Source organism: Arthrobacter sp. 2YAF22_2, from assembly GCF_052114645.1.
In the GTDB taxonomy this organism is placed as follows: domain Bacteria; phylum Actinomycetota; class Actinomycetes; order Actinomycetales; family Micrococcaceae; genus Arthrobacter.
Genome location: NZ_JBFRFD010000151.1, coordinates 1 through 7,167, shown reverse-complemented (window position 1 = coordinate 7,167; position 7,167 = coordinate 1). Strand labels below are relative to the sequence as shown.

General features: G+C 68.3%; 7 protein-coding genes. 2 read left to right on the top strand and 5 right to left on the bottom strand.

Annotated features, from left to right (window positions below; all coding sequences use genetic code 11):
* Window positions 1-60 precede the first annotated feature (60 nt).
* A complete protein-coding gene (locus AB4Y86_RS08290) occupies window positions 61-408 on the bottom strand; it encodes an RNA polymerase-binding protein RbpA (protein WP_136322768.1) in 348 nt (115 codons plus the stop codon).
* 361 nt (window positions 409-769) lie between these two features.
* Between AB4Y86_RS08290 and AB4Y86_RS08285 the strand changes: the two genes are divergently transcribed.
* Window positions 770-2,017: a macrolide family glycosyltransferase gene (locus AB4Y86_RS08285; protein WP_441401779.1), complete on the top strand. Its 1,248-nt coding sequence runs from the start codon at window positions 770-772 to the stop codon at window positions 2,015-2,017.
* Window positions 2,018-2,150: 133 nt separating this feature from the next.
* Here the strand turns inward: AB4Y86_RS08285 and AB4Y86_RS08280 are convergent, their stop codons facing one another.
* The 3 genes from AB4Y86_RS08280 to AB4Y86_RS08270 form a co-directional block, all read right to left on the bottom strand.
* Window positions 2,151-3,059: an SPFH domain-containing protein gene (locus tag AB4Y86_RS08280; RefSeq protein ID WP_441401778.1), complete on the bottom strand. Its 909-nt coding sequence runs from the start codon at window positions 3,057-3,059 to the stop codon at window positions 2,151-2,153.
* Window positions 3,060-3,182: 123 nt separating this feature from the next.
* Window positions 3,183-3,662 carry an NfeD family protein gene (locus tag AB4Y86_RS08275; protein ID WP_441401777.1) on the bottom strand — a complete coding sequence of 160 codons (480 nt, stop codon included), beginning with the start codon at window positions 3,660-3,662 and terminating at the stop codon, window positions 3,183-3,185.
* Window positions 3,663-3,786: 124 nt separating this feature from the next.
* On the bottom strand, window positions 3,787-4,665 hold the full coding sequence (locus tag AB4Y86_RS08270) for a methyltransferase domain-containing protein (protein WP_441401776.1): 879 nt from the start codon (window positions 4,663-4,665) through the stop codon (window positions 3,787-3,789).
* 120 nt (window positions 4,666-4,785) lie between these two features.
* On the opposite strand from AB4Y86_RS08270, the gene AB4Y86_RS08265 reads away from it, so the two are divergent.
* Complete coding sequence (locus AB4Y86_RS08265; protein WP_441401775.1) at window positions 4,786-6,840, top strand: S9 family peptidase; 2,055 nt, start codon at window positions 4,786-4,788, stop codon at window positions 6,838-6,840.
* 14 nt (window positions 6,841-6,854) lie between these two features.
* Here the strand turns inward: AB4Y86_RS08265 and AB4Y86_RS08260 are convergent.
* Window positions 6,855-7,167, bottom strand: a 313-nt coding sequence (locus AB4Y86_RS08260; RefSeq protein ID WP_441401774.1) for a peptide deformylase, incomplete at its 5' end; no start/stop codon positions are given.

Below are 7,167 nucleotides of genomic sequence, written 5' to 3'. Positions count from 1 at the left end.
GGGCCGGCCCTTTTGTGGCTGCGGCTTGGCCGCCGCTGCCACCGAAAGTCTGCGGCGGGGCTAGGCTGAGCGGCGTTCGCCGCGGCGTTCGCGCAGGATGGTGAGCCGGTCTTCGAGGATTTGCTCCAGTTCCGGCAGCGAGCGGCGTTCCAGCAGCATGTCCCAGTGGGTGCGGACCGCCTTCTCGTTGCTGTTGACGGGGCGTTCGCCGTCGACCAGYAGGGCTTCCTTGCCGGTCTTCGAAACCCATACCGGGGGGATCTCCGCTTCCGAGGAGAAGGTCACGAAGACCTGCTCGCCGTCCGCGCAACGGTACTCAACCCGCTGGCGCGGAGCCGGTTCGACACCGGATTCGGTCTCCATGCTCTGTGCGCCAAGGCGCATACCCCGCAGGCTGCGATCGCTCATCTTTTCTCCCTCATGATCGGTTCGCAGGGCCGGGCCCTGCGCAAGCCGGGGGCCGCAAGGACCTCACCGGACTACTTTGTGCGTTGCGTTCCCACTGCAGAAAGCTGCAGAATTCATCAGTAGGTATAACGCGCCGCGAAGCGTAATTGTTCCGGCTGGCTGAACCGACCGGACAAATACACAAGTATACGCGGATGCGGCAGTGCGGGTAAAGCCAAGGTGCGGCTACCCGGAGTGCCGGGTCGTGCTGGGCGCACTCATGGCCATCCAAAGCGACTGTACGTACGATAATGAGAGACCCGGAACATGCGCCGCGGGATCCGCCGCTGGATCGGGCGCTGTCTGTCCGAGGAGCGGCACCATGCATATCGCCTTTATCTGCCTGCCTGCCGCGGGCCACGTAAATCCGACCCTGCCGGTCGTGGCGGAGCTCGTCCGCCGCGGCCACCGTGTCACGTATGCAACCTCGGCAACCTACGAACAGGCCGTGCATGCTGCCGGAGCCGCCTTCCTGGAGAGCGGGGAGGATCTGGCCGCGCAGTTTCCCCGGTTCCGTGGTTCGCCTGGCGGCGCCCGCCCGGGGTCGTCGCCGCCAGGAATGCCGGGGGCCCTGGCACCCGGGATGATGTCAGGATTGCTGGACCGTCTCCTCGAGCGGGCACGGGAGGAATTCCCTGCACTGTTGGCCCGCCTGAGCGCCGACCTACCGGACGCTGTCTGTTACGACGCCATGACGCTGGCCGGGAAGATGGCCGCGATCAAGCTCGGGCTCCCGGACATCGCGTTGCTCCCGAGCTATGCGAGCAACGAACACTTCTCGATGCGGGAGCTGATGCCGGCCGGAGCACCGGCCGAAATGCTGGCAGCATGGAGACAGGCCCGCCAGCGGATCGAGGACTTCGCGGCCGGGCAGGGCTTGGACCATTTCTCCCTCATGGAGGGGCCGCCGGCGTCGTTGAACATTTGTTTCATCCCCAGGGAATTTCAACCCGCCGGAGACACCTTTGACGCCAGCTTCCACTTTGTCGGGCCCAGCCTTGGTCCCAGAGTCACCGCGGGGGCATGGCAACCCGGCAGCAAGGACCAGCCCCTGGTGTTCATCTCGCTCGGGACCACGCCGCTGAACGACCGTCCGGACTTCTTCCGGATGTGCCTTCAGGCCTTCGCCGCCAGCCCTTGGCAGGTAGCCATGGCGATCGGCGACCGAGTCGAGGTATCGGAACTGGGGCCAATCCCAGGAAACGTCGACATCCGTCCTGCCTTTCCGCAGCTGGAGGTCCTGCGGCACGCCGACGTCTTCCTCTCCCACACGGGGATGAATTCCACGATGGAGGCGCTGTACTTCGGGGTGCCCCTGCTGGCCTATCCGCTGCAACCGGAACAGGAAGCGAATGCCCGGCGCGTCGAGGACTTGCATCTGGGCCGCCGCCTGCCTGCGGAAGGGCTCTCAGCCGCACTGATCCTGACCGCCGCCGCCGGCCTCAACCGGGATCCGGAAGTCCGGCGCAACCTGCAGGCCATGAGCCAACACGTCCGTTCAGCCGGCGGATCGACTGCCGCCGCGGACGCCATCGAAGACTACCTGTCGACGCCAGCACCCCCGGCGTAGCGGCTTCAGGGCCGCTGCTCCCGAACGTGCCGCGCCTGGAAGCTGCGCTCCCGAAAGCTGCGCTCCTGAAACGGACAGGGGAGGCACCCGCCGCGGCGGATGCCTCCCCATCTTGTCCGTCGTGCCGTCTGGCTTAGCCCTCCGGCGCGCTTTCTGACGCCCCGCCCGGGTTGACCCCGCCCAGGACGCTGCCGATGCCCTTGAGTGCCTCGCCCACCTCGCTGGGGATAATCCACAGCTTGTTGGAACTGCCTTCGGCAAGTTTCGGCAGCGTCTGCAGGTACTGGTAGGCCAGCAACTTCTGGTCCGGGTTGCCCTTGTGGATGGCGTCGAAGACCTTCTGGATGGCCTGCGCCTCACCGTCGGCCCGCAGAATCGCCGCCTGCGCGTCACCTTCGGCCTTCAGGATCGAAGACTGGCGCTGGCCTTCGGCGGTGAGGATGGCCGACTGCTTGGTGCCTTCGGCGGTGAGGATGGCTGCGCGGCGGTCACGTTCGGCCCGCATCTGCTTCTCCATCGAGTCCTGGATGGAGTGGGGCGGGTCAATCGCCTTCAGCTCCACCCGGGAGACCCGGATGCCCCAGCGACCGGTCGCCTCGTCCAAGACTCCGCGCAGCTGGCCGTTGATCTGGTCACGGGACGTCAGAGCTTCTTCGAGGTTCAGCCCGCCGACCACGTTGCGCAGCGTGGTGGTGGTGAGCTGTTCGACTGCCTGGATGTAGTTGGCAATCTCGTACGTGGCGGCCCGCGCGTCGGTCACCTGGAAGTAGACCACGGTGTCGATGGAGACCACGAGGTTGTCCTCGGTGATCACCGGCTGCGGGGGGAAGGAGACCACTTGTTCGCGCAGGTCGAGCAACGGCAGCAGCCGGTCGACGAAGGGAATCAGGATGGTGAGGCCGGGGTTCAACGTCCGCTGGTACTTGCCCAGGCGTTCCACGACGCCGGCGCGGGCCTGCGGAACGATCCGCACCGAGCGCACCAGCACGATTATTACGAACGCAACGAGTACCAGCAGCACTATTGCGACTGCGATATCCATACATCACCTTTTTCCCCAGATATGTGGTTTTGCTTCTTCGACGGCAGTTCGTCTGCCGCTGCCCCTGCGGCCGGTGGCGGCGGCAGGAAGGATGTCTGCCCCTCGGGGCAGCTTTTTCTGTGGCTACTGCGCTGTCGTTTCCCGTTCCGCTGCCGAATCCGGCTGCGGGACGACGACGGCGGTGGCACCGTCGATGGCTCGGACGACGGCGCGCTGGCCGGCGGCCAGGACGCCGCTGTCCGAACGGGCGGTCCAGACGTCGCCGCCGATCTTGACCAAGCCTCCGTTGGCGCTGACGGGCTCCATGACGAGCGCGGATTCACCGATCAGGCGTTCGACGTTGCTGCGCTGGTCGGCCGGGCTACTGCGCAGGTGCTTGAGCGCGACGGGCCGCACGAAGCCGATCATGAGCAGCGAGATCACGCTGAAGACGACGATCTGGAGCCAGAGGTCGGCTCCCGCGAATGCGGAGAGCAGGCCGGCGAGGGCGCCGCCGCCGAGCATGATGAAGAACAGGTCGAGGGTCAGCATCTCCACCACGGCGAACACCAGGAAGACCGTGAGCCACAGGGCCCACCAGTTGTCGGCCAGCCATTCAAACATCTCGTCCCCCTTGACGCTCAGCCCGGGGTCGCAGGCGCAGACCCCGTCACGTGCTTCCATCCTAGGCCGGACAGCAGGGGAGCGGGCGGGCTGCCATTGTCAGYCAGCGAACGTGGCCAACTCGTTACCTGGGGGCTGAATCCCCGGCCTCCTCCTGCGCGGGCAGCGGCTCGAAGAGGCTGATCCGGAACCGGGCCGAGACGGCGGTGCGTGCGGGCAGAGCCGCCACCCTCGCGGTCAGGGCATCCCGGTCCAGGTGGTGCCCGGCCGGCCCCATGACAGCCAAGTTGGCGACATCCGCGGGCGTCAGGCTCAGCGTCAGGTCCAACTCCCGTCCGGGGTGGGCGCTGAAGCGCCCGGCCAGCGTGGCCGCGAGGCGTTCCTCCTTGGCCGGTTCGATGCCCAGCATGCCGGTCTGCCCGGCGATCTCGGCCAGGTGTCCCGGCCGCGGCGTGACCACGATCAGCCGGCCGCCCGGGCGCAGGACGCGAGCGAACTCGGTCGCGTTGCGCGGTGCGAAGACGACCGTGACGACGTCGACGGCGTTGTCCGCCAGCGGAAGCGGCTGCCACACGTCGCCGACGAGGTTGAGCGCCTCCGGGTTCAGCCGCGCCGCCCGGCGCAGCGCGAATTTCGAGATGTCGAGGCCGACGGCCGGCACCGGAATCCGGTCCAGCACGGCACGAAGGTAGTGGCCGGTGCCGGTGCCCGCATCCAGCACCGCGGTTCCGGCGCCGGCCAGGAAGGGCGCAGCGAGGTCGGCGACGGCGCCGGCCAATCCCCGGTAATGACCGGCCGACAGGAAATCGAAACGGGCCGCCACCATGTCGGCGGAGTCGGCTTCGAACACCGTGCCTTTACCGGTCAGGAAGTTGAAGTAGCCCTGCTTGGCGCCGTCGAAACTGTGGCCGGCGCGGCAGACAAGGGACCTGCCGCCACTGCCCGGCTCGAAGGGACTCCGGCACACGGGGCACACGAGGAGGGCAAGGGAGGCTGCGGGCATAGACTCCATCGTAGGGCCGCCGGCCGCGGCCATCGCCGGGCTGCCGGCCGCCGCTGCGCGCAGCGGCGCGCCGGTGTGAGGTATTTCACCTCCCGGACGGCAGCGGCTAGGCTCGCACTCGTGAAACCCGAACATCTTCCCCTGCTTAAGTCCGTTTCGGCTCCCGCCGTGCACCCGGACGGCTCCCGGGCCGTCGTGTCCGTGGTGCGCCCCGATTTCGACGCCGACGCTTACGTGGGCCAGTTGTGGGAGGTACCGGTGGATCCGGCGCTCCCTCCGCGGCGGCTCACCCGCGGCTTCCGTGACACGGCACCGGATTTCTCCCCGGACGGGCGGGTGCTGGCGTTCCTCCGTGCCGTGCCGGGCGGCAAGCCGCAGCTGCACATCGTCGAGGCCGCCGGCGGCGAGCCCGTTCCCGTGACCGACGCACCGCTGGGCGTGAGTGCCTTCGCCTGGTCCCCGGATTCCCGCAGCATCGTTTTTAGCGCCAGAAAACCGGAGGACGGCCGGTACGGCACGGTCGACGGGGTGGCCGCAGGCGGAGAAGACGCCCGGCTGATCACGGACTACCAGTACCGGATGAATGGCGTCGGCTACACAGCGGACAAACCCCTCCAGCTCCACATCATCGACGTCCCCAGCCTGGCCGAGGAACCCGCGGTGGCCCCCGCCGGCCGGGCGCTCAAAGCCGTCAAGGCGGCCGAGGCCGCCGAGGGCGGCGACGGTGACGGGCGCCTGCCGGCTGTACGCGCATTGACCACGGCCCCCGCCGACCACGACGGCGCCAGCTTCAGCACCGATGGCCGCGCCGTCTACTTCGTCGCCGCCTTGCACGAGGTCCGCGACAATGACCTGGTAAGCGGCATCTACCGGATCCCCGTTGAACCTAAGGGCGGGGGAGGCGGCCCCGAGCCCGTGAGCACCGGCAGCGGCAACACCGGCAGGCTTTCCGTCGGGGCGGTCCGGCACAGCCGGGACGGGCGGTGGCTGTACTTCGCGGCCCAGGACATCGGCGCCGCGGGTCTGGATTTCGTAGCCCGTAACACTGCGCTGTACGTTATGCCGGCGGCAGGCGGCGACGCCGTTAGGCTGAGCGATCCGGAGTCCACGGACCTGGGCGGCAGCGGGATCGAGCTGCGCGGCGCAGACGGCGTGCTGGTTCTGAACAACGCACGCGGCACCGTCCAACTGCTGGAGTTCGGCCCCGGCGGGCAACGCAGTGTCGTACTCGACGACGAGCGGGTGGTCACCGGCGCCGCCGAGAACGCGGGAACCCTGATCCTGAGCTTCGCCGACGCGGAGACCGCCGGGGACCTGGCAGTCTCTGAGGGCGGCAAGCTTCGGGTGCTCACCGACTTCTCGGCGCCGCTTCGTGAGGCCGGGATCATCGCGCCGCAGGAACTCACCTTCGCAGCCGCGGACGGCTATCCGGTCCATGGGTGGCTGGTCAGCCCGGCCGGGGACGGCCCGCACCCGGTGCTGCTCAACATCCACGGCGGCCCGTTCGCCCAGTTCACCGGCGCGCTCTTCGACGAGGCCCAGGTCTACGCGGCGGCGGGCTACGCCGTGCTGATGTGCAACCCGCGCGGCTCCGCCGGCTACGGCCAGGCCCACGGCCGCGCCATCAAGGAACGCATGGGAACGGTCGATATGGACGATGTGCTGGCCTTCCTGGACGGGGCGCTGCAGAAGTTCGAGGGCCTCGACGGCGACGCCCTCGGCATCATGGGCGGATCCTACGGCGGCTACCTGACGGCCTGGACCATCAGCCAGGATCACCGCTTCAAGGCCGCCATCGTGGAACGCGGATTCCTGGATCCTGTGAGCTTCACGGGGTCCTCTGACATCGGCTGGTTCTTCGGCGGCGAGTACACCGGGCGTTCGGCCGAACAGATGGCGGCGCAGAGCCCCATGGCCCGGGTGGGCCAGGTTCAAACGCCAACGTTGGTGATCCACAGCGAGGAGGACCTGCGCTGCCCGGTGGAGCAGGGCCAGCGCTATTTCACCGCACTCAAGCAACTCGGGGTGGAGGCCGCCTTCCTGGTCTTCCCCGGCGAAAACCACGAGCTGTCCCGCGCCGGCACTCCGCATCACCGCCGGCAGCGGTTCGATCAGATCCTGCAGTGGTGGTCCCGCCATCTCCCGACGGCGGCCAACCCGGCGCCGGCGGACTAACCGGCGCCGGCGGACTAACCGGCGGGTTCGTCCGGCAGGAACCCCAGGCCCTGCCGGGCGTGTGCGATGTCCGGCTGGGCCCAGCGCTCGGTGTATTCGGCGTTGCTGCTGAGCGAACGCAACTCCGCCCGGTCGAGATAGATGATGCCGTGCAGATGGTCGGTCTCGTGCTGCACAATGCGTGCCTGCCAGCCGGTGAAGTCACGTTGCTGCGCAGTGCCGTCCACCGCGGTGAAGTCCAGCCGGACGGATTCGGGACGCAGCACGGCCGCCTGCAGCCCGTTCAGCGACAGGCACCCCTCGTAGAAGGCCTTCTGCGCCGTGCCC